Origin of the sequence: Priestia endophytica DSM 13796 (assembly GCF_900115845.1) — a bacterium.
Lineage (GTDB): Bacteria > Bacillota > Bacilli > Bacillales > Bacillaceae_H > Bacillus_I > Bacillus_I endophytica.
This window is the reverse complement of record NZ_FOXX01000009.1, coordinates 139,179-160,344: the sequence shown is the minus strand read 5'-3', so window position 1 is coordinate 160,344 and position 21,166 is coordinate 139,179. Positions and strand designations below refer to the sequence as shown.

The window sequence follows — 21,166 nt, the reverse complement described above, 5'->3', positions numbered from 1 at the left end:
CCACTTTATATCCTTAAACTCCTTTTTTAAAAGAATCCTATTGCGAGTTGGACAGAAGACCAAAGAGCTAAGGCTGTTGCAAGAAATAGGCATAAGTTTTCAAACCAGTTGTTGCGATATTTTCCCATAAGACTTTTGTTATTAGATAAGACAAGCATACCAATTGCAATAACAGGGAAGCCAACGACGTTTAAAGCATTCACTAAAATTGTAAGCGTAATAAAACCAGGCATACCAGGGATAGACCAAATGATTGGCGTAACGAGCACAAAAAGCATAATCCATTTGAATAAAGGGTCGTTATTATATTTTCCGTTATATTTTTCTTTTCGTTTCTTATTAATTACATAGTAGGCATCTGTAATAAGTCTTGGATATCCTGTCGATTTTCCAACAATGCTTGCAAATAAAACGCCAAAAACCCCAAGGTAAAAAATAAGCCAACCTGTTTGTCCTAGCTGCATTTGCAAGGCTGTTCCAAGATCATCAATCGTTTCAACTTCAATGCCCTTTGGTTTTAAAATTTCGGCTCCAATAATCCAAATGGCCAAATTAATCACAATACAAACCCCAATCGCAAAAAGTAAATCATTACGCTGAATTTTCAAGTGTTTCGGCTTTGTCCAGCCTTTTTCTTTTAAAAAGTACGGATGCACAAAGTTAGAAATAGATCCAGCTACAGCTCCAACTATTGAAACCGCTAACAAAAAAGCGCCATGTAAGCCTGTATCACTTGGAATGCTAAAACCCACTGTACCTTTTACGATTTCTCCAAAGTCAGGAGATGACTGAACTGCCAAAATAAGAAAGGCTACTGTCATCAGCCCTAAAATAATCTTCATCACATTCTCAATCGTATTATAAATGTTTCGACCGATTAACAGTAAGATAAGTACAACAACAATAACAGATCCTAAAAATGGCTGGTTAATATGAAGGAGCGTTGATAGCACTTCACCTGCTCCTTTGATCATATATGAATTAAAAAGATGACCCATGATGAGGGCATATATTAAAAGAAAATAAGCAAAAAAAGGATGAATTCGTCCGTAACCTTCTAAGAGAGATAAATTCTCGTTATTGCAAAGCTGAAAACGTGCAATAACATTTACAATGAGAAATCTGAGAAGAAGAGAGATAGCTAAGATCCACATTAAGCTGTATCCATAGGAAGCTCCGGCAACAGAAGAAGTCACTAAATCTCCTGCACCAAGCCATGTTAAAACTGCTAAAATACCTGGACCAAACGTTTTAGCAAACTTTGTTAGAAAAGACTGTCTTTTTTCAACTACAGTTCCTGCGTTTTGTAAGTTAGACTCGTTTTTCATTTAAATCCCCCTTATACACTTTTTGGATGCGCTTTCATTTCAGAAATTAAGTGGTTTTGACAAGATGAAAAAATACAGAGGATGTCAACGCAAAGTAGAGCAATCAAGAGAAGAGTCGTTAGTGTGACTTAAAGTAGATATTGTAGAAATAACGATAATAGAGAAACAATAAGTTAGGAATTATTAGATTTAAAAAAAGAGCAAAATAAACCTTAAAGTAGATCCCTCCCTAAAAAATTCTGAATAATCAAATTTATTGTAAGACAAATAAAAATGTAAGTCAATAAAATATTAGAATAGTAAACTCGAAAAAAGATAAGAAGAACGATAAAGGAGCTTAACTATGGATAAAAACGGGAATGAAATCTTTGATTGAAGCGTTGAACCAGGGGGATATTTATCAACCCTTGAAAAAAAGCGGCTTCTTCTTTTAGCCGTTTATGAGAAAAAGAGAGGGGGATTTATATTTTTTACAGCCAAGTAATAAGGAACTGGGTAAGAAAATAAAATGATTAAGAAGAGCTAAAAAAGGATTAAATCCTAGCAATCATGAATGAAAATTAAAAGCTGATTACCTTAATTTTAACTTAATTTATGCTGAACCTCTTTCGCTCTTTAATAAAAACTATTAAAATGTAATTAAGGAATAAATTGGTTTTTGTGGGAGCTTTATTTCTTTAATATATGAGAAATATGAATTTATCATCTAAAAAGACTAAGGAGGAAGAACATGAGTAGAGTTGTAGAAATTGTGTTTTCGGTAATTGGAATTGTGCTTTTTTTAGTTGTTTCGTTAGGAAGCGGTTTTGTGCTTGCTCTTCCACAAGACAATCAAGACGTAATAAATGGTTTTCAACAAGCTCTAGATGAAAGCAATATTACAAACATTAGTGCAAGTGAGATGGCGTCTACTATTAATGATGGAGCTCTTTATATTCTTATTGTGACGCTTATTTGCGCTATATTAGGAATTGTTTCTATCATTTATCTAAAAGGAAACAAGAAACCTAAGTTAGCAGGAGGAATTTTAATTGTTACAGCTATTCTTGGAACAGTTGCAACATTTATTTTAGGTATATTTGGTGGGATTGCTTATTTAATCGCTGGAATTATTGCACTTGTTCGTAAATCAAAAAAAGTAGAAACTAGTAGAACATATTAGAGGAGCTTAAGATTTTGTTGGCTATTAGATTAAGGGGAAAATAAGAGTCAGTTAAGAAAGCAACATCACTATAAGTGAAAATATTATACATAATGAAACCTTTACAGAACTCACTTTGAGAGAAAAAATGATTATTCCAAAAATAAACAGAGTTTTCTTAGAGTATAATATTGATGTTTTTCGAATTGAAGTTGATCAAGCTGCTCTTAAAGAAATCTTTGTAAATATGAAATAGCATCAAAAAAGCGGCTTCACTATTGGGTGAAGCCGCTTTTTTAGTTTGTCATTGACCAAATGAGCAGATATGAGCTATTTTGTTGTGATTTAAAACCATTCATAACATACTTAGTGTAGAAGATAAGGAGGAAATGTTATGAAGAAGATAAATACATTATTACGAGAGCGGATTGGCATGTCACAAGGAGAAGAAATAGAATTTGATAATTTACATGTAATCCTTCCTCAATTAGCAAAAGAACTTCCTTTTGAAAATTTATGTATTATTGAAAATAGAACAAGTGAACTTACAGAAGAAAATTTAGCACATAAATTTTTTACGCGAAATGAAGGAGGAGTATGCTATGAGCTGAATTCTCTCCTCTATTTATTTCTTGTTGAAAACAACTTCGATGTAAAGCTTGTACGAGGCGTTATTTATGAAAACGAAAATAACAAATGGAACGACATTGGGAAAACGCACGTCGCTATCCTTGTTAACTATAAAGAGAAAACATATTTAATTGATACAGGGTTTGGTGGGAATTTACCATTAAAACCTGTTCCATTAACAGGGGAAGAAGTTCAGTCTAGTAACGGAGATTTTAGAGTAAGCAAGATAAAAACAGAGCATGGTAACTATATCTTTGAAATGAAAGTAAGAAATAAAGATAGGGACTGGAAATGGGGCTATGCTTTTGATGCATGGGAGTCTATTCGAGAAATTGGAAAACTAAACGAAGTTCAAGACATTATTGTGAATCACCCACAGTCTCCTTTTAATAAAAAACCGCTTATAACGCGCTTAACTGATGAAGGAAATGTAACAGCAACTGAACAATCTTTTACAGAGTGGAAAGATGGAAAGATGACGAAAAAAGAAATGAATAGGAAAGAATTCGAGAAGTTGATTCAAAACTATTTTGGATTGAAAAAAGTGTAAATTTAGCATGAAAGCTTGAAACTATAGGAAAGTGGAGCTCGTCTAAAGGGAGTATCAAAAAGTAAAGAACGGATTTTTGTATAAAAAAGGAGCTTAAACACATGTCGAAAACGTTTACTGTCTTATCATATGTTCTATTTTTTACTCCCTTTATTCTTATTTGTAACTTCTTATTTAACATTGTTCCACTTGAAAGAATTCAAGGAATGCCTGTTTTTCTTCCCCTCCTATTTTGTCCAATAGGAATTTTCTTTGCTTTACGAGCTTATAAAACGAGGAAAAGAGCAATTTCCTTTATTGGAGCTATAGTAAATGTCCTTTTATTTCTCTTTCCTATTATGTATATGATCATTGGAACAGCCTTGTTTGGAGTTTAAAATAGAATGTAAGTTAGAAAGGACCCAAAGCTTAATTCATAGCTTAGGGCCTTTTTTTTGTGTGTGAAAAAATAAATAATCAGAAAATAGAGAATATATTATTGACATAAACAAAACAAAGTAAATATAATAATAAATAATAACAGAAATAAACAAAAGTATATAAAGGTTTATTTGTTGTTTTTGTGTTGAAAGGTAATATTTTTTAAAAACGTTTGCTTTATAGGGAGGGGAGAAGAATGGATAGAAAAGAACTTGAACAAACCATTAGCTTGTTGATCGACAACTTAGTGAATTTAGATGATCCAGAAGGAAAATATGCAATTCTGCTTAAAGACGGACGAAAGATTGATAACAAAAATTTTAATTATTGGTAATGGATCGCTGGAATTGGGCTATATGGAATGATGAAATATTATCAATTAACAAAAACTGAGAACGTATTAAATATGATTATAAAGTGGTTTGATCAGCAGTTTGAACAACCGCCAGTCGAAAAAAATGTAAATACAATGGTTCAAATGTTAACGCTCACATATCTCTACGAAGAAACAAAAAACCCAACCTATTTGCCTTATTTAGAAACATGGGGAGATTGGTTGTATCACGATATGCCTTGTACAAAAGATGGAGGATTTCAGCATATTGTATTTGGATCCCAAAACAACCAGCAGCTTTAGGATGACACATTAATAATGAGTATGTTGCCACTTGCTAAAATCGGTTTGCTGTTTAATAAACGAGAATACATTGAAGAAGCTAAAAAGCAGTTTCTTATTCATATCAAATACCTATGTGACAATAAAACAGGTTTATGGTTTCACGGATGGACTTTTGAAGGAAATCATAACTTTGCTGAAGCAATATGAGGAAGAGGAAATGCTTGGATTACGATTGCCATTCCAGAGTTTCTTGATTTAGTAGAGATGCCAGCAAATGATCCTGTTCGTCAAATGTTGATCAATACGTTGAATCGTCAGTTAGAAGCATTGGAAGAATGTCAGCATGAAAATGGATTATGGCCCACATTGTTACTAGATTCCTCTTCATATGTTGAAGCATCTTGTACAGCAGGCTTTGCTTTTGGAATATTGAAAGCTGTTCGTCATCGCTATGTTGATAAAAAATATTTACAGATGGGCTTAAAGGCTGTTGAAGCTGTAATACACAATATTGATGAAAAAGGAGAGCTGCAAAACGTCTCTGCTGGAACAGCAATGGGAATGACAAAAGATTTTTATAAAAAGATTCCTATAACAGGCATGCCTTATGGACAATCTATGGCCATTCTTTGTTTAGTAGAATACTTATATTTTAACATTTAGAACATAGTCGATAGAAAATAGCATGAATTCCTACTAAAAAATAAGCTTATTTCATTCTCTTTTTAATCTACTTTCTCAAGCACTAATGATGTTTCACATTGCTATTTGTCTATAAGCTTCTTTTTAAAAGCTGGAGAAAACGGAGGAAATAGGATGAGTAAACCTCAACGACAAATTAAATTTGTAAACTATCTTTCTTATGGATTAGGAGATTTTGTAGGAGCGGGAGCATTTGCCCTCACTGCTGCATGGTTAATGTACTTTTATACGACATTTTGTGGATTAACAGCAACGCAAGCTGGCTCCATCTTTGCAGTTGCAAGGGTTGTGGATGCTGTTGCAGCTCCTGCAATGGGCTATATTACCGACAATTTTCATAAAACAAAGCTTGGTCGAAGATTTGGCAGAAGAAAATTTTTCATTTTAGCAGCTATTCCACTTATGCTTATATATGCGCTAATATGGGTAGATGGATTTAACTATTGGTACTATATGTTAACCTACATCATTTTTGAAATCGCTTACTCAATGATTTTAATTCCCTATGACACCCTAGCAGCAGAAATGACAGATGACTATAAAAAGCGCTCAAAGCTTACTGGCGCAAGAATGTTTGTAGCGCAAATTTCAGCTGTTTTCGCTTCCTTTATTCCTGGTCGACTTATTGAATCGCTAGGGAAAGATGATCCGCTAAGCTTTCTTTATTCAGGATTAATTTTTACAGCCATTTTTGTTGTTGTGTTAGTTGTTCTCTATAAAAATACGTGGGAGCGTCCACTATCGGAAATTCCGCTTGAAAAAGAGATTGATAAGAAAACGCTGCTTCAAAAAATTGAAAAAGTGTACGTTGATTTATTTTCAACTCTTCGTGTTAAAACATTTAGACATCATTTAGGAATGTATTTAGGAGGCTATTTAAGTCAAGACGTATTTAATGCTGTATTTACGTACTTTATTGTTTTTGCTCTCATGCATGATGCTATTATTGCTTCTAACCTCTTAACCGTTATGTACATTCTCCAGATTGTAGGAGTATGGATTGCGATGACGTTGACGATTAAATTGAATCCAGCGCCTGCTTATCGGACAGCAATTGCCTTTTTTATGGTTGGCATTTTAGGATTTGCCGCATTGAGAATCACAAACGTTGAAAACAGTTTACTTCTTATGTTTATTATGATTGGCATTGCTGGATTAGGGCGCGGAGGCCTTAACTATATTCCATGGAACAACTATGCCTTTATTCCTGATATTGATGAAGCTCTAACAGGACAGCGCCGCGAAGGAGTCTTTGCTGGTGTGATGAGTTTAATTAGAAAAGCTTCTCAAGCTCTGGCCGTTTTCTTAGTTGGTGTTGGACTAGACTTATCAGGCTTTGTTTCTGGGCAAGATGTTCAATCTTCGTCCGTTATTCAGACAATTACAAGTATCTTGCTTTTCGGAACGCTTCTCTTTCTTATTGGCGGTTTACTTATTTCTTATCGTTATAAATTAACAAAAGAAAATCATGTTGTATTGTTAGCTGAAATTCAGCGGCTGAAAAAGGGCGGTCTTAAAAAAGAAGCGTCTTCTGAAGCTCGTGAAGTAGTTGAAAAATTAACAGGATGGGACTATGAAAAAACATGGGGAAACAATCCTGTTGGATATGAAAACTATGTGGCTTATAAAAAGAATCGAAAAGAAGGACCTGACATCAAAACAACGCTATAGCTTCTTTTATATTCGTTCTATAAGGAAAATTTACTTGTTCATTATCTAAAGCTTCAATTCTATTCTGATCGAACGTTACGATTAAAAGGGAGTTGAAGTTCTTTTTTTGTAAGCGTTTTAAGGAGGAGAAAAGATGAAGAGAAAGAAACCATCACTTTTAAATCGAATGATCATAATACTGTTTATACCCCTATTATGTATGACAACGCCTGTTTGGGCAGAGGCGAAAGGGAACACAATGAATGGAGGAGAAAAGCTTGATCGTGGATTAGTAGCCGTCTCCACCTCAGAAGGAGTTTATCTTAGCTGGCGTTTTTTGTCTCAGGAAGCAACAGGCTATTCAAAAACAGGGTTAACAGGTGCGAACTTTAACGTATATCGAAACGGAAAGAAAATTGCGGTTGTAAAAGACAGTACAAATTTTTTAGACAGAGAGGGGAATTCAGAGTCTACCTATTATGTTTCCTCTTCTAAAAATGAAAAAGGGACAGGGAAAAGTGCTGTTATTACGCCAATGAACGAAGCATATTACGATTTAAAGCTAAAGAAACCAAAGGATGGAAGAACACCTGATGGGCAATCTTATATGTATGAAGCGAATGACACGAGCGTTGGGGATGTGGACGGCGATGGACAGTACGAGTTTTTTGTAAAGTGGGATCCATCAAATTCAAAAGATGTTTCACAAGTAGGGTATACAGGCAATGTGTATATAGATTGCTACAAACTTGATGGGACTCTTTTGTACCGAATTGATTTAGGTGTAAATATTAGAGCTGGTGCTCACTATACACAATTTTTAGTATACGATTTTGATCAAGATGGAAAAGCAGAGATGATGCTCAAAACAGCTCCAGGGACAAAAACAATTCAGCTTGATAAGCGTGAAAATGTAGAACGGGAGAAGTTTATCACAATGCCTAAAGGAGATATAAAAGCAGGCTATCGTCATAGCGATGATTACCGAATGAGCAGTGAAGATTACTATAATCATGTTGTGAAGATGTTTATGAATTGGCACAATCATGAAGAAGTTCAAAAAGGAAATTGGCCAAAAACACTTGAAGAATGTTTTGGAATCGCTAAAAAGTATCGCTATCCCTTATCACGGGAGGATGCAAAAAGTTTAGCTGACTACTTTATGGATGAATATGCACCAAAGAGAAGTGAACGAAATAAACTGCGTGACTTCCAAGGGTTTATTTTAGAAGGACCCGAATATTTAACCGTATTTGAAGGTGCAACAGGTAAAGAGCTCGAAACGATAAACTATGAACCTCAGCGCTATGATGATGGATTGATGTGGGGCGACTATGCAACGCCAAGAATTGAACCAGGTAACAGAGTTGATCGGTTTCTCTCAGGTGTTGCTTACCTTGAAAGGGATCAACCATACGCTATTTTTGCAAGAGGATATTATACAAGAGCAAATCTTGTTTCATATCGTTGGGATGGAAAAGAACTTAAAAAATATTGGGCTGTTGATAGTGGATGGACATCGATGAGTAACCCGTTTAACAGCAATCCACATGAAAAAGATGGAAAGAATAAAAAATATAGTACTCTTACAAACCAAGGCGCTCATTATCTTACAACAAGTGATGTTGACAATGATGGAAAACAAGAAATAGTGTATGGAGGCGCAACAATTGATCATAATGGTAAGTTGCTATATAGCTCATACGGTAAGATGCCGACTGAAAGTGAAAAGAGTGGTGAAGGGGTAAAGCTTGGTCACGGGGATACACTGCATGTTGCGGACATTAATCCGAAAAGAAGCGGACTAGAAATTTTTATGGTGCATGAAAATGGTACAAAAGCACCTTATGGCTATAGTTTACGCGATGCGAAAACAGGAGAAGTGATTGTTGGAGAATATACAGGTAAAGATACAGGTCGCGGGATTGTAGGAGATATTGATCCTGCTCATGAAGGATTAGAAATGTGGGCTACAAGTCTATTAAGCGCTGATAGCCAAAAAATAGACCAGAAGTTTCCAGGAACAAATATGAGCATTAGATGGGGAACTGATATGACCACCCAACTCATTAATGGAACCTTTGCGGAGTCGCCAACAATTGATGATTGGAAAAGGGGACGATTACTAACAGCTACAAATACGAGTACAAACAACGGTACAAAAGGGAACCCAAGCTTAGTTGCTGACGTATTTGGAGACTGGAGAGAAGAACTTATTGTGAAGAAAGCGGACAGTTCAGCGCTTCGCATATATATGAGCACAGAAAAGACAAATCATAAGTTATATACCTTGATGCACGATAAGCAGTACAGAACAGGAATTGCCAACCAAAATACGGGTTATAATCAACCTGCATATCCGAGCTTCTATTTTGCTTCTGATATGAATTGGCGTGACGTTCCTCTTTTGAAAAAACATCACTAAGTTAAGGAAAAAGTCAGAGCTTTAAAGAGCTCCGGCTTTTTCTATTTATATTCTTTTGAAAACAGAACTAAAACAATATATAAAATTTGTCTTAGTTCCCGTGAAATGCAAAAAAACAAACTTATCGTAAAATAAGTTTGTTTAAGAAGCAGGTTTATCAACAAAGTCAACGGGTGTAACAATGATGTTTTTTTCTTTTAATTTCTCTTGAGAATGGGGAGGGAGTTTTATATCCACGATCATTTCATCAACATGATCTAGAGTAGAGATATGTGAAAACTCTCGGTAACCAAACTTGCTAGAGTCGACCATCAAGAACGTTTTATTGGATCTTTCAATCATTTTTCTTTTTAAGAGAGCTTGCCATTCGTTTGAGTCACTTAATCCACTATTTAAATCAATACCTTTACAGGAAAGAAAGGCTTTATCAACATGATAATTCTCAAGAGATCGTTCCGCTAACGGTCCTACATAAGACAATGATTTTGGAAGCAGGATCCCACCAGTTGAAATTACTTCAATTCGGTCTTTTTTGCTAAGTTCAATCGCAACCTTAATGGAGTTTGTAATGACAGTGAGCGGAATGTTAGGGAGTATTTTGGCCATATACCATGCTGTTGTACTTGCATCAAGAATAATCCGGTCACCGTTTTCTACTCTTTTTACAGCTTCATGAGCGATCACTTTCTTTTCCAATACATTTGTAATTTCTCGTTCTGAGAAATCTATTTCGCTTTCTTTTTCTTGAACACTCACTGCGCCACCGTGACTTCTTCGTAATTTGTTTTCTTTTTCAAGTTTTTCAAGATCACGTCTAATGGTTTCTTCTGTAACAGAAAAAATCTCACTAAGCTCAGAAACTCGAATGCTTGATCGTAAATTAACTAGATCCACAATTTTTTGTTGTCTTTCGGCTACTAGCATTCATAACGTCCTTTCCTATATTATCTGTAAAATAAATTACAGATAAATATGTTGTTTTCTTTTTATTTTGTCTCATCATATCACACTTTTTAATATAAATTCACTCTGTATTTAACGCTTTCTTAGAAGAACGCGTTCTTTTAAAAACGTTCAAAGGTTAAGAGAGGAGAAAAAACATAAATAATAAGAGTGGAACGAATATAAATAAAAGTAAAAAAACATTAAAAGTTTGTTTTCGTTGAATTGTTTTTTGAATCCAAGTACGATAATAATATAATTGTTTTATTATAGAGGTTTTTTATGTAAGTATTTATTGCAAAACATGTCACTTTTAAAACTGAAAATTTCTTATCCTTTTTAAATGCTACTTTATAGAAGGAGTGGAATCTGGTAAGATTTATCATGTAAAGGTCAACATGACCATATTAAAAAACAATTTACAATACATATTATAGGTTACTATCATTTTTAAAAAAAGGGAGGAGAAGAGGGCATAATATAGTATAAGATAGAACCCTAGCTTGCTTAAGTTTGTTTCTAACTGTAATACATAACATATGTAGTAGAGACAACAGATAAAAGCAACTCACATCATTCACTAACAACGGATTACTACAAATGTGGAGGAAAAATATTGAGAGTTCCAGTTGTAAAGGAAGAGAAAACAAAAAACATGGTTGATGAGGCAGCATTCATAGAATGTTTAGATTACCCAAATCCAAAAGTGCAAGTGACGGTTCTTATCCAAATTGTAAAGGGTAACATATCCAATGCAGAAGTCGTTTTTAAACTTATTGAGCTAAGCAAGTGTAGAAATGAAGAGATTCATAAAGTATTTGGAAAAGATACAATTGGTCACTATAGTATTGCGGCACTTCAAGTATTAAATACATATGAATCAACTAGAGCTTTTGAAGACATAATGAGTGAACTAGAAGAGGGAGAACAAAACATCATTAAAAGAATTGTTCGAAACTTCAACATGTAAGACCGTTTATATCAATGTATGAGATGAAGTAAAAAAAGCAGTGAGAAGCTTTGTGTTTCTCACTGCTTTTTTAGGTCGGTTTTAGCTAATCCCTTGCCATAAATAGAGAATAATAGAGCTTGAGAGAAGAAGAAAGCCAGATAGTGGCATACCCTGTGCTTCTTGTTTAAGTGCCTTTTTTAGATGATGTGCCTGTTCTGCTTGGTGCTCTTTGTAGGAAAGAATAAGAGTGTTTAACGGTTTAGTGATAACCGTAATATTAGGATTTTTTCTTTCTATAATTTCTTGTGATTTAGAGAAATTAACATTAAACATAATATAGCAGTTTTGAACAAATAAGCTTGTTTTTAAAGGAGTATAAATGAGGTAAGCGAGAGCTAATATGGCACAGATGATAATAAGTCCTTCAATGATTGAAAGCTGCTTTTGAATCATAGCCAGAGCAGTAAATAAACTGCAAAATGTCCCGACGGCATTGCACGCAATATAAGGAGAGCTAAAGGTCTTACAGCAAATAATGAGAAGTCCTGCTAAAGCAAGTAAAATGATGACAAGATTCATATTCATAAATGACTGCCTCCTATTCATTTTCCTTTATGTGTATCATTACCCTAAATGAGGGCTTTCTCTACATTATATGAAGGGAAATTTTCTATTTTTAAAAAGAGAAAATACGACAGAAGAGAAGAACTGCTTGTGATAGAAGGAAGAATAAAATGAGAGAATTTCTATCAAACCTTCTTCTTATTACAGGCTGGCTTGTTTAAGGTAGAGAAAAAGAGAGCAGCGGATGTGTTGCTCTCTCGGATAAACTCACAGTTGTTACACGGATTGAACACTGTTGTTTGCTTTTTTAGCTTTGAGCCGGACAAAAATAAACATTGAAAGAAGAAATAGAAAGAGTACAACGCCAACAATCTCAAAGTCTATTTCCGCCCATGGATTAAAGAATGTAAAAGCAAGATAGAAAGAGACGCTGTAGGCTAGTACAACGATGACCCAGCCCATAAGGCGTGAAGCAGCTTGACCAAATTTGCTTGAGTCCTTGACCATTTTGTGCACAACAAAAGAATCAATTGTATCCGTAATCATCATGCCAACCATAAATACAAGACCTAATAATAAGGGAGTGTATGAGCTTGAATTGCCAGCAGCTAACGTCCATACAGCTGTTTGACTCACTGTTTCGGCTGCTAGGGCAAAGAGAGCACCAACAAGAATAATAAGAAGCGGATTTGTTGTTCCTTTTGCAATTTTCGGAATGAATTTCCCTTTTAAACCACTAAGCTGAAACTCTTCCTTACTACTTCTTGTTCGAATTAAATTGTACGTATTTAATGTACCAATCAAAAATAAAGATAAAATAGATACCCAAGAAGCAAAAGTGTCAAAGTATGATGGGAACGTAAAGTTACTCATCACCATTCCTAAAACTCCAGCAGTTAATGCGACAACACCCCCATGTCCGAACGAAAATAAGGTACCAACCCATCTTGAGAAAGGACTTCCCATACGCCAGTTGTACCTTGTTTGACCATCAATAAAAGCTAAATGATCTGCATCAAGGCCGTGTCTTAATCCTAAAACAAATACAAATGCAAAAAGTGATAAACCTTCCAATTTTATAACCTCCCTTAATAAAAATAAAAAATCCCCAACCATTTCTAGAGTTGAGGGAAATATGTATAACAAATAAGCAGCACAAATAAACAATGCTGAATATGTATACACTACTCTCTTTCCTAGAAGATCCTAGCGTACAGATTAGGTAGGTATCCTGGCTCTGAAATCATCACTTTTCACCGCCTTCCCTAATAGTTGTTAAGTGGCATCTGGCGAAAAACTCCTTCATCACAGTGGCTGGACCGCCCAAGTTTTTCACTTGGTTCCCTGTTACCTCCTACTTTAAAAAAGGAAGAGACCCTAAACTGCGAATTAATTATTATGTTCATATGCTTTTTTGGGTAGTATACCATATTTTTGAAAAAGTTAAATCCTACAAATGAATCTTTTTCTTTTTAAAGGTCTAGCCTACTTATAAACTACCAATATGATGTATAAAAAGGAAGAAAGGATGATAATTGATAAAAAACATCCTCATTATTCAAGGGAATTCAGATCCAAATTCTTAGTGTAGAGCTCTTGCCAAACAGTATCAAGAAGGAACATTGAAAAGGGGAATACGAGTAGGATTAAGAGCGGGACATGTTTTAATGAAAAAGATCATTCTTGAATTTTGCTGACTAAAACCTGTTTATATTACAACCATTAGTACTCTTAAGCCATTACATAGTTAGAAAACGTCATCACCTTGGTTAATAAGGAATATGAACAGAATGGAAATCTAATTTACAACCCTCTTCCTTTTTTACATCATTCCTTTTAATATGAATATAGCAGGATGAGAAAAGGGATGGGATGAGAGTGTCGATTGAATTAGAAAATAAAGTAGAAGTTCAAAAAGCATTGAGTTCAGACTGTACAAGCTGTTTTGGTTTATGCTGTGTTGCATTGCCATACGCAAAGTCAGCTGATTTTGCTTTTGATAAAGATGGCGGAACACCTTGCCAGAATTTACAAGATCATTACTTGTGCGGCATTCATGATAACTTAATTCAGGAAGGGTTTCGCGGTTGTGTCGCTTATGAATGTTTTGGAGCAGGTCAAAAAGTATCTAGAATCATATACAAAGGGAAAGAGTGGAAAGGAAATAAACAATATGCTGAACAAATGTTTAGCGTCTATCCGATTGTTCAGCAGCTTCATGAAATGCTTTCCTACTTATATGAAGCAATGAGCTACGAGGAAACAAAATCTATTCATACTGAGCTAAGGGAGATGTTCAGAGAAACAGAAAAGATGACAGAACAATCTCCAGAAGAAATTTTACATATAGATATTGCTGGGCATAGAGCAAAAGTAAATACGCTGCTTTTACAAACAAGTGAATTAGCTCGTCCGCAAATCACTCATAAGAAAAAACGAAAGTATAGTAGTGACTATATAGGGGCTAAGCTTAGGAAAGCAAAACTTAAAGGAGAGAATCTAAGAGGAGCTCTTCTTATTGCGGCAGACCTTAGAGAAGCAGACCTTCGTTTTACAGATTTAATTGGAGCAGACTTTAGGGATGCAGATCTTAGCGGGGCAGATTTGACGGGAAGTCTTTTTCTTACTCAAGCACAAGTAAACGCAGCAAAGGGAAATAGTCATACAAAGTTGCCACCATCATTAAAAGTGCCAGATCATTGGAAAAAAGCGTAATAACTTTTAAAAGTTATTACGCTTTTTTATTTTAATGGCTTGTAGAGAAAGGAAGGGCTTGTTATCTTCAGGCTTATTCAAAATCTCTTTTTCATCTATATAAAAAGTGTGACAAGTATTAAGAAAAATTCATAGAGTATAGAAGCTAGAATAGAAAAGAGGCATGCTATGGAAAGACGAAATGTTTTTATTGAAATGTTTTTAATCGTTATTACAGCGTGGTGGTCTATGGTTCTAGTAGTAAATGATGAGCTGTTTCATAATCGTCCTGAATTTTTTTATACGTTTCAGGAAATTGGCAATGAAGCAGAGTGGGCAAGTATTTTTATTTTAAGTTTGATTTCCCTTATTCTTGGACTTGTATGGGGGAAAGCGTGGATGCGTAAGATGTCACTGCTTTCATCAACGTTTTTGTATGGAATGATGGCAGCAGGATTTATTCTAGCAAAGCAACCCTTGAACACGGGAGTAGGCGTTTATTTTGCGATAGCTCTCCTTGCTTTATGGGGAACAAGAGATGTGAAAGAGGATGAATAAGATTGAGTCATTAACAGAAAGTGTTGCAAAACTCGAAAATCGAATGAGTGAAAAAGATAAAGAGATTACGGCGCTTACGATTCAGAAAGAGACCATTTTATACAAGCTTGAGATCATTCAAAAGCAGCTTGATACAATTGAAAGCTCTGTGAAAAAAGGAGTTGGCTGGCACAGCTTTTTTGTGGATTTTCTAAAAGTGGCCGCCCAAGTTGCTGCTCTTGTTGCAGCAGGAAAATTTTTTCTTTAGTTCTAAAACTTTATAAAATGTTTATAATTCCCTCCTATACTGACGTTAGGAGGGATTTTCTTATGAAAAATACAATTTTAAATGTCCAAAACGTATCTAAAAAAATGAAAAAACGCTCGTTATTAAAGGGAGTGTCGTTCAGTGTTAAAGGTGGAGGCATCTGCGGGTTATTAGGGCCAAATGGATCTGGGAAGACAACGCTCATCCGTATGCTAACAGGCTTAATTAAACCAACAGGGGGTCGAATTTTATTAAATGGAAAAAACATTATGACAGATCGTAAAGAAGCGTTAAAGGAAGTAGGAGCAATTGTTGAGTCGCCCATTTTCTTTCCGTATATGACAGGAGGAGAAAATCTTCATAATCTAGCGCGTCTTCACATTAGTTCTAAAAGTGAACGTGAAAAAAGAGTATGTGAAGTGCTCGAAATTGTTGGATTAACAGGGCGGGAAGATGATAAAGTTCGCACTTACTCGCTTGGAATGAAGCAGCGACTAGGGATTGCGCAAGCTCTTTTAGGAAATCCTGAACTTCTGATATTAGACGAACCAGCAAATGGACTTGATCCCATTGGAGTAAGAGAACTACGCGAGCTTTTATTCAAGCTAAAAGAGGAGTATGGAAAAACAATTTTAATTTCGAGTCACTTGCTTGATGAATTACAGCGCGTTTGCGACCAGATTGTTGTGATTAGAGAAGGAGAACTGATGTGGAACGGAGATTTAAATGAATTTGCATCTGAAAATCAAAATTTAGAAGATGCGTTTGTGGAGTTGGTGTCACGATGAAGGCCTTAATTTTAGCGGAATGGGAGCGACTTTTTAAACGGAAATTAACGTGGATTGTGTTGGCGATGGCGCCTGCTGGACTACTTGTTGCTGCTTCGTATTTGCAAAAGCAAAACGGGCAGCTAAGTCCAGACTTACCGGAATATACGTTCACAGGGAACTTTGCTGTACTTGGGTTATCTGAGATGTTATTTACCGTCTTTAATGCGCTTTTACTTGTTTTTATTACGTTGATGATTACAGAAGAATACCGAACAGGACAGTTGCGCATGGTGATGATTCGAGCTCGTTCGCTTGGTGAGCTTGTCACAGCTAAAGTGCTTGTTATACTGGGCTTCTTGTTTCTCTTTTTTATCATCTATTTTTTGAGTAGTTATTTAATAGGATTCTTTTTCTTTGATAATCAGGCAAACTATGCTGTTTTCTATCATAACGAGTTGTTTAGCTTTAAAGAAGGCTTAATTTATAATCTTGAGTTCTATGGATTGTCATATATAACGACCGTTGCAATTGGGGCTGTACTCGTATTTATTGCCGTTGTGAGTAAAACAACGACAGCAGCCATTGGAGGAGGAGTGGGTTTCTTACTTTTTTCATTCTCTTATCCTTATATGTTAAAAGTATTTAGTGGATTTATTGATCAAGTAACGTTTGCAAAATTCTTTTTTACTTCAATTCCAATGATTCAACATGAAGGTATTACAACGATGATTGCTGAAAAACCACAGTTTGTTTTATGGAATCTAGGAGTGATGGGGTTTTATATTTTGTTTTTTAGCATGCTTACATTTTTAACACTTCGAAAAAAAGAAACATTTTTATAAAAGGAGAGAGCAGAAATGAAACAATTAATTTGGAGTGAACTAGAAAGAACTTTCAAACGAAAAAAGACTATTATTATGCTTATTGTTTATCTGTTATTGCTTGGATTTGAATGTTTGTTTTTATTTGCAATGGGAGGAACCACTTTCTTTGATCCGGAACATGATGTAAAGATGGATTCGCTAAATTCTTCTACCCTTTATTTACGAGATTTAGCCTTCTTTCTTACATTTATTCTCATTCCAATGCTTGTTGTAGATAGTTTTAACGGAGAATATGCGTCAGGGGCACTGCGCCTTGTATTAATTCGTCCTCAGTCACGTTTACAGCTGTTTTTAGCGAAGTGGTTTATTCAATGTTTTCTGTTTTTCGGTGTGTTAGTTATTACAGGTGTAACCGGGTTTTTGTTTGGGAAAATTGTGATGCCGAATGTAGAATATACGGTATTTTTAGGTGGGCATGATGTAGATGCGATGGGAGCATTTCTCTATACGCTTAAATTTTACGGCATTGCGTTTGCTATTTTTCTCACAATTATTACACTTGCTAGCTTAGTGAGCGTTCTTATGCCAAATGCCATTCTTTCATATGTTGGATTAATCGCTATATTAATTGGGAGTGTCTATGCGTCAGATCAGCTTCTTTTCTTCTTTTCAATGACCGATTCGATTTTTTATCAACTAAGCGGTAAAAGCTCTGAAAATTTCTTATTCCTTCTATTTCCAATATTGGGACTTAGCATTATAATAAATATAACCGTATGGAAGAAAAAAGAATGGATAGGATGAAGATAAAATGCAAGAAAAAATTCTGCTTGTGGATGATGAGAAAGAAATTATCTCGTTTATGAGAGATGCTTTAGAAGATGAAGGATATGATGTGCTATGTGCCTATGATGGAAAAGAGGCGCTCACTAAACTAAAAGAACGACCAGATCTTATTCTTTTAGATGTGATGATGCCTGAAATGGACGGATTTGAGCTTTGTGAACTTATCCGTAAAAATGTCTCTTGTCCGATTTTGTTTTTAAGTGCAAAACAAACCGAGCAAGATCGGATCAAAGGTCTTTTAGTTGGAGGAGATGACTATTTAATAAAGCCATTTAGCATGAAGGAGCTAAAAATGAGAATTTATGCTCATTTGAGGCGAGAGAAGCGGACGGAAAGCACAGCATATAATCGACTTCATTTTGGCTATTTAACAATTGACTTAGACGGCTATCAAATTTTATATAACAATGAAAAACTTCCATTTACATCAAGAGAGTTTGAGCTTCTGCACTTTCTAGCGCTTCATCCAGGACAAGTGTTCACACGAGAGCAGCTGTATGAAAAAATTTGGGGATATGATGCGGAAGGAGACTCTTCAACAGTGACAGAACATATTAAAAAAATTCGCGCTAAACTTTCTAAATACAAAGGATGCAGAGACTACATTTCAACAGTGTGGGGCATTGGATACAAATGGGTAAGTTGAAGAAATGGAAAAAGAGCGCAAGTCTAAGAACCCAGCTTGTTACGTCTTTTCATCTTGTCCTCTTATTTAGTATACTTGCGACCATTATTACTGCAGGAGCTATTGTGCTATGCGCCATTATATTCCTTATTCCGAACGGGCTGAATCCTGCTAACTACTATGAGAAAAAAATCCCTGATGTGCTCGCATTTGTTCAAAAACATGAAAGCGATGTTACATCCCGAAGTTTTCAAAGCAGACTTGAAAAAGAGATTCCAACAGAAGGAATTGGCTATCAAATTCTGAATAAAGAAGGGGATGTTGTATACGGTTCGATTGAAAAAACGTATATCAGAAGTAAACGAGACCTTTATTCTAAGCTGAACAGTGATATCCATGATGGTACATATTTTGTTAAACTCTATCCACTGTTTAATAGAGAAAAAGAAGTAAATGGCGCTGTTTTGTTGCGCTACAAATTAACGCTTGCTTCTTCTAATCCAAAGGACCGTTTGTTTATTGTGGGAGCGACGTTTTTATTGTTTAGTAGTCCGTTTCTTTATTTCTATCTTTTCTCTTATCTGTTTGGACGTCGCTTTAGCCGGAAAATTGAGAAACCGTTCAACGAGCTTATTGATGCATCTCATAAAATTCAGCGTAACGACTTGGAGTTTTCGCTACCGAAAGTTCAAGAATCGAGAGAATTAGATCAGCTTGTTCATGCATTTGAAGACATGAGAGTTGCTCTTAAAGAGTCACTAACACGTCAATGGAAGCTTGAAGAAGACCGAAAAGAAATGACAGCAGCGATTGCTCATGATTTAAGAACCCCGCTTACAATCATTCATGGTCATACAGAAGGACTTCTTGAAGGAAGTAAAAACAATCTGAAGCGACTTGATGATTATTTACAAACCATTTTTAGAAATACGGTTCGTTCCATTCGCTTACTTGATCAACTTCGTGATGTTTCCGTCTTAGAGAATGTTACGTTTTCTGTAAAAAAAGAACCGATTAATATTAGAGAATTTGTTGAATCAAAAGGGAGCGAATTTGAGCTTTTAAGCCAAAAAAAAGACGTTTATTTCTCTTATATGGTCCATGGTGAACAGGAATTCTTCCATATTGATCCACATCTTATTGCCCAAGCTTTTGATAATGTGATCACAAACTGTATTCGCTACACTCCTCGGGGTGGAAAGATTACGTGGAATATTACAACCCAGAATGAGACCGTTTTATTTGAAGTGAAAGATAGCGGACCTGGGTTTGCGCAAAATCATAACAAAAAGCTGTTTGAGAAGTTTTACCGAGAAGATCAATCAAGAGGAAGTACAGAAGGAAACGCAGGGCTTGGCCTCTATATTGCGCACTCTATTGTCCAAAATCACGGTGGAGAAATTGAGGCTTATAATCAAAAAGAAGGGGGAGCATATATTAAAATAGAGCTTCCGCTTACATAACCGTTTTTCTAACTGCGTTTGAATTTCTCTCACTAAGGTTAAAGAAGAAGTATAACTATCTACGAAAATGCGAAAGAAAATATAATAGAATACTTCAAAAAGGGAGGAAGAAAAAATGGCGAAAACGAGACATAATGATTATAAAGAAGAAGAACGTATAAAGAATGAACCTTCAAAAGAATCCGAAGTAAAAGACCGAACAGAGTTAGACAAATTTGAAAGTCAACAAAACGTCGATCATATTCCACTGGAAGAGGTTGAACTGGATCAGAAAGACGAAAAAAGAAAGCATCGTACAAAGGATTCTTCTTCGACAGAAAAAAAGCATAAATAAAAGAAGCGGTTGCTACATTAGCAACCGCTTCTTTATTGTATTAACGTTTGGTTTTTCCATCAATATCACATATGATAAAAACAACAGGACGTCAAGAGGTGATGGGATGAATGCAAAAGAAAAAGCGCTAGCATTTGCAACTAAAATGCATGGAGAACAAAAAAGAAAAGGAAGTTCCCTTCCGTATATTGTTCACCCTATCGAGGTGAGTGAAATATTAGAAGAAGCAAACTTGCCAGAAAGTGTTGTAATCTCAGGTCTTCTTCACGATACGGTTGAAGATACAGAGGTTACCCTAGAAGACATTAAGGCTCTTTTTGGAGAAGAAGTCGCATCTCTTGTTGGAGCTCATACGGAAGATAAATCTAAAAGCTGGGAAGAGCGGAAAGTTCATGCAATTGCTGTTGCAAAAAGCGGGTCATTACTTGTAAAAGCTCTTATTGCAGCTGATAAATTATCAAATTTACATTCTCTACAAAAAGACTACAAAGAGCAAGGAGAGGAAGTGTGGAAACATTTTAAACGGGGATATGAAAAGCAAAAGTGGTACTATTTGAACGTTGTCCATAACCTTTTTATTGGTTTAGAGGAAGAGGAAGTACCTCTATTTTTTTATAAGTTTAAAGAAAAAGCAGAGAGTTTTTTTAAGAAATAAAAGGCAATAAGAAAAGTACGAAAATGCACCTTAGAGGAGTTAAATTATATTTTTGAATACCCACTACTTCAAACAACTCATAAGAGAGTGAAGTAGTGGGTATTTCAATTCGCAAAATATAAACGAAATGCAAATAAATGACTAAAAAAGCACGGGATATGATACGATAAAAAAACATCCAGAAAATCTAAAATGAAAGCGTTTTATATAAAAGGAAAAGGAGAGGT

At 35.3% G+C, this 21,166-nt stretch carries 21 protein-coding genes, 1 pseudogene and 1 riboswitch; of the genes and pseudogenes, 18 read left to right on the top strand and 4 right to left on the bottom strand.

Going from position 1 to position 21,166, the window contains the following annotated elements:
* Positions 1–26: 26 nt before the first annotated feature.
* Positions 27–1,328: an Nramp family divalent metal transporter gene (locus tag BM012_RS17265; protein WP_061805883.1), complete on the bottom strand. Its 1,302-nt coding sequence runs from the start codon at positions 1,326–1,328 to the stop codon at positions 27–29.
* A 730-nt stretch (positions 1,329–2,058) separates the two neighbouring features.
* Between BM012_RS17265 and BM012_RS17260 the strand changes: the two genes are divergently transcribed.
* The 7 genes and pseudogenes from BM012_RS17260 to BM012_RS17235 all read left to right on the top strand — a co-directional run bounded on the left by BM012_RS17260 (position 2,059) and on the right by BM012_RS17235 (position 9,465).
* A complete protein-coding gene (locus BM012_RS17260) occupies positions 2,059–2,490 on the top strand; it encodes a DUF4064 domain-containing protein (RefSeq protein ID WP_061805882.1) in 432 nt (143 codons plus the stop codon).
* Between the two features lie 373 nt (positions 2,491–2,863).
* Positions 2,864–3,649 carry an arylamine N-acetyltransferase family protein gene (locus tag BM012_RS17255; protein WP_061805881.1) on the top strand — a complete coding sequence of 262 codons (786 nt, stop codon included), beginning with the start codon at positions 2,864–2,866 and terminating at the stop codon, positions 3,647–3,649.
* A gap of 101 nt (positions 3,650–3,750) precedes the next feature.
* Positions 3,751–4,026 (top strand): hypothetical protein, encoded by a 276-nt coding sequence (locus tag BM012_RS17250; protein ID WP_061805880.1) that lies wholly within the window; start codon positions 3,751–3,753, stop codon positions 4,024–4,026.
* 239 nt (positions 4,027–4,265) lie between these two features.
* On the top strand, positions 4,266–4,403 hold the full coding sequence (locus tag BM012_RS26915) for a hypothetical protein (protein ID WP_235606203.1): 138 nt from the start codon (positions 4,266–4,268) through the stop codon (positions 4,401–4,403).
* 3 nt (positions 4,404–4,406) lie between these two features.
* Positions 4,407–5,351, top strand: a pseudogene (bglB, locus tag BM012_RS17245) (beta-galactosidase BglB).
* Between the two features lie 153 nt (positions 5,352–5,504).
* The gene (locus tag BM012_RS17240; RefSeq protein WP_061805879.1) at positions 5,505–7,061 is read left to right on the top strand and encodes an MFS transporter; all 1,557 of its coding nucleotides are present in this window, start codon (positions 5,505–5,507) and stop codon (positions 7,059–7,061) included.
* 199 nt (positions 7,062–7,260) lie between these two features.
* The gene (locus BM012_RS17235) at positions 7,261–9,465 is read left to right on the top strand and encodes a rhamnogalacturonan lyase (protein WP_456238389.1); all 2,205 of its coding nucleotides are present in this window, start codon (positions 7,261–7,263) and stop codon (positions 9,463–9,465) included.
* 141 nt (positions 9,466–9,606) lie between these two features.
* Here BM012_RS17235 and BM012_RS17230 read toward each other — a convergent pair whose 3' ends face one another.
* Positions 9,607–10,389 (bottom strand): DeoR/GlpR family DNA-binding transcription regulator, encoded by a 783-nt coding sequence (locus BM012_RS17230; RefSeq protein ID WP_061805877.1) that lies wholly within the window; start codon positions 10,387–10,389, stop codon positions 9,607–9,609.
* Between the two features lie 634 nt (positions 10,390–11,023).
* Between BM012_RS17230 and BM012_RS17225 the strand changes: the two genes are divergently transcribed.
* Positions 11,024–11,377: a hypothetical protein gene (locus tag BM012_RS17225; protein WP_061805876.1), complete on the top strand. Its 354-nt coding sequence runs from the start codon at positions 11,024–11,026 to the stop codon at positions 11,375–11,377.
* An 81-nt stretch (positions 11,378–11,458) separates the two neighbouring features.
* On the opposite strand, the gene BM012_RS17220 is transcribed toward BM012_RS17225, so the two are convergent.
* Together BM012_RS17220 and BM012_RS17215 are read right to left on the bottom strand one after the other, a co-directional pair.
* A complete protein-coding gene (locus BM012_RS17220; protein WP_061805875.1) occupies positions 11,459–11,944 on the bottom strand; it encodes a hypothetical protein in 486 nt (161 codons plus the stop codon).
* 255 nt (positions 11,945–12,199) lie between these two features.
* Positions 12,200–12,997, bottom strand: coding sequence for a HoxN/HupN/NixA family nickel/cobalt transporter (locus BM012_RS17215; protein ID WP_061805874.1), 798 nt, complete (start codon positions 12,995–12,997; stop codon positions 12,200–12,202).
* Positions 12,998–13,127: 130 nt separating this feature from the next.
* Positions 13,128–13,319, bottom strand: a riboswitch (cobalamin riboswitch).
* 482 nt (positions 13,320–13,801) lie between these two features.
* Between BM012_RS17215 and BM012_RS17210 the strand changes: the two genes are divergently transcribed.
* The 10 genes from BM012_RS17210 to BM012_RS17165 all read left to right on the top strand — a co-directional run bounded on the left by BM012_RS17210 (position 13,802) and on the right by BM012_RS17165 (position 20,939).
* Positions 13,802–14,638 (top strand): pentapeptide repeat-containing protein, encoded by an 837-nt coding sequence (locus BM012_RS17210; protein ID WP_235606202.1) that lies wholly within the window; start codon positions 13,802–13,804, stop codon positions 14,636–14,638.
* A 168-nt stretch (positions 14,639–14,806) separates the two neighbouring features.
* Complete coding sequence (locus BM012_RS17205; RefSeq protein WP_061805872.1) at positions 14,807–15,175, top strand: hypothetical protein; 369 nt, start codon at positions 14,807–14,809, stop codon at positions 15,173–15,175.
* Positions 15,168–15,422, top strand: a complete 255-nt coding sequence (locus tag BM012_RS17200; RefSeq protein WP_019394615.1) for a hypothetical protein — start codon at positions 15,168–15,170, stop codon at positions 15,420–15,422. Before BM012_RS17205 ends, BM012_RS17200 begins: the two co-directional genes overlap by 8 nt.
* A 62-nt stretch (positions 15,423–15,484) precedes the next feature.
* Positions 15,485–16,210 (top strand): ABC transporter ATP-binding protein, encoded by a 726-nt coding sequence (locus tag BM012_RS17195; RefSeq protein WP_061805871.1) that lies wholly within the window; start codon positions 15,485–15,487, stop codon positions 16,208–16,210.
* A complete protein-coding gene (locus tag BM012_RS17190; RefSeq protein WP_061805870.1) occupies positions 16,207–17,034 on the top strand; it encodes an ABC transporter permease in 828 nt (275 codons plus the stop codon). Before BM012_RS17195 ends, BM012_RS17190 begins: the two co-directional genes overlap by 4 nt.
* A gap of 15 nt (positions 17,035–17,049) precedes the next feature.
* Positions 17,050–17,820 (top strand): ABC transporter permease, encoded by a 771-nt coding sequence (locus tag BM012_RS17185; RefSeq protein ID WP_061805869.1) that lies wholly within the window; start codon positions 17,050–17,052, stop codon positions 17,818–17,820.
* Between the two features lie 7 nt (positions 17,821–17,827).
* Positions 17,828–18,508, top strand: a complete 681-nt coding sequence (locus BM012_RS17180; RefSeq protein ID WP_061805868.1) for a response regulator transcription factor — start codon at positions 17,828–17,830, stop codon at positions 18,506–18,508.
* Positions 18,496–19,950 (top strand): sensor histidine kinase, encoded by a 1,455-nt coding sequence (locus tag BM012_RS17175; RefSeq protein ID WP_061805867.1) that lies wholly within the window; start codon positions 18,496–18,498, stop codon positions 19,948–19,950. The genes BM012_RS17180 and BM012_RS17175 overlap by 13 nt, the downstream gene beginning before the upstream one ends.
* A gap of 115 nt (positions 19,951–20,065) precedes the next feature.
* The gene (locus BM012_RS17170) at positions 20,066–20,284 is read left to right on the top strand and encodes a hypothetical protein (RefSeq protein ID WP_061805866.1); all 219 of its coding nucleotides are present in this window, start codon (positions 20,066–20,068) and stop codon (positions 20,282–20,284) included.
* A 106-nt stretch (positions 20,285–20,390) separates the two neighbouring features.
* The gene (locus BM012_RS17165; RefSeq protein ID WP_061805865.1) at positions 20,391–20,939 is read left to right on the top strand and encodes an HD domain-containing protein; all 549 of its coding nucleotides are present in this window, start codon (positions 20,391–20,393) and stop codon (positions 20,937–20,939) included.
* The last annotated feature ends 227 nt before the right edge of the window (positions 20,940–21,166 follow it).

Excerpts from the sequence above, each read along its gene's own strand:
- BM012_RS17265 (WP_061805883.1), bottom strand. The coding sequence starts at position 1,328 with ATGAAAAACGAGTCTAACTTACAAAACGCAGGAACTGTAGTTGAAAAA.
- BM012_RS17260 (WP_061805882.1), top strand. The coding sequence starts at position 2,059 with ATGAGTAGAGTTGTAGAAATTGTGTTTTCGGTAATTGGAATTGTGCTT.
- BM012_RS17255 (WP_061805881.1), top strand. The coding sequence starts at position 2,864 with ATGAAGAAGATAAATACATTATTACGAGAGCGGATTGGCATGTCACAA.
- BM012_RS17250 (WP_061805880.1), top strand. The coding sequence starts at position 3,751 with ATGTCGAAAACGTTTACTGTCTTATCATATGTTCTATTTTTTACTCCC.
- BM012_RS26915 (WP_235606203.1), top strand. The coding sequence starts at position 4,266 with ATGGATAGAAAAGAACTTGAACAAACCATTAGCTTGTTGATCGACAAC.
- BM012_RS17240 (WP_061805879.1), top strand. The coding sequence starts at position 5,505 with ATGAGTAAACCTCAACGACAAATTAAATTTGTAAACTATCTTTCTTAT.
- BM012_RS17235 (WP_456238389.1), top strand. The coding sequence starts at position 7,261 with ATGACAACGCCTGTTTGGGCAGAGGCGAAAGGGAACACAATGAATGGA.
- BM012_RS17230 (WP_061805877.1), bottom strand. The coding sequence starts at position 10,389 with ATGCTAGTAGCCGAAAGACAACAAAAAATTGTGGATCTAGTTAATTTA.
- BM012_RS17220 (WP_061805875.1), bottom strand. The coding sequence starts at position 11,944 with ATGAATATGAATCTTGTCATCATTTTACTTGCTTTAGCAGGACTTCTC.
- BM012_RS17205 (WP_061805872.1), top strand. The coding sequence starts at position 14,807 with ATGGAAAGACGAAATGTTTTTATTGAAATGTTTTTAATCGTTATTACA.
- BM012_RS17200 (WP_019394615.1), top strand. The coding sequence starts at position 15,168 with ATGAATAAGATTGAGTCATTAACAGAAAGTGTTGCAAAACTCGAAAAT.
- BM012_RS17195 (WP_061805871.1), top strand. The coding sequence starts at position 15,485 with ATGAAAAATACAATTTTAAATGTCCAAAACGTATCTAAAAAAATGAAA.
- BM012_RS17190 (WP_061805870.1), top strand. The coding sequence starts at position 16,207 with ATGAAGGCCTTAATTTTAGCGGAATGGGAGCGACTTTTTAAACGGAAA.
- BM012_RS17185 (WP_061805869.1), top strand. The coding sequence starts at position 17,050 with ATGAAACAATTAATTTGGAGTGAACTAGAAAGAACTTTCAAACGAAAA.
- BM012_RS17180 (WP_061805868.1), top strand. The coding sequence starts at position 17,828 with ATGCAAGAAAAAATTCTGCTTGTGGATGATGAGAAAGAAATTATCTCG.
- BM012_RS17175 (WP_061805867.1), top strand. The coding sequence starts at position 18,496 with ATGGGTAAGTTGAAGAAATGGAAAAAGAGCGCAAGTCTAAGAACCCAG.
- BM012_RS17170 (WP_061805866.1), top strand. The coding sequence starts at position 20,066 with ATGGCGAAAACGAGACATAATGATTATAAAGAAGAAGAACGTATAAAG.
- BM012_RS17165 (WP_061805865.1), top strand. The coding sequence starts at position 20,391 with ATGAATGCAAAAGAAAAAGCGCTAGCATTTGCAACTAAAATGCATGGA.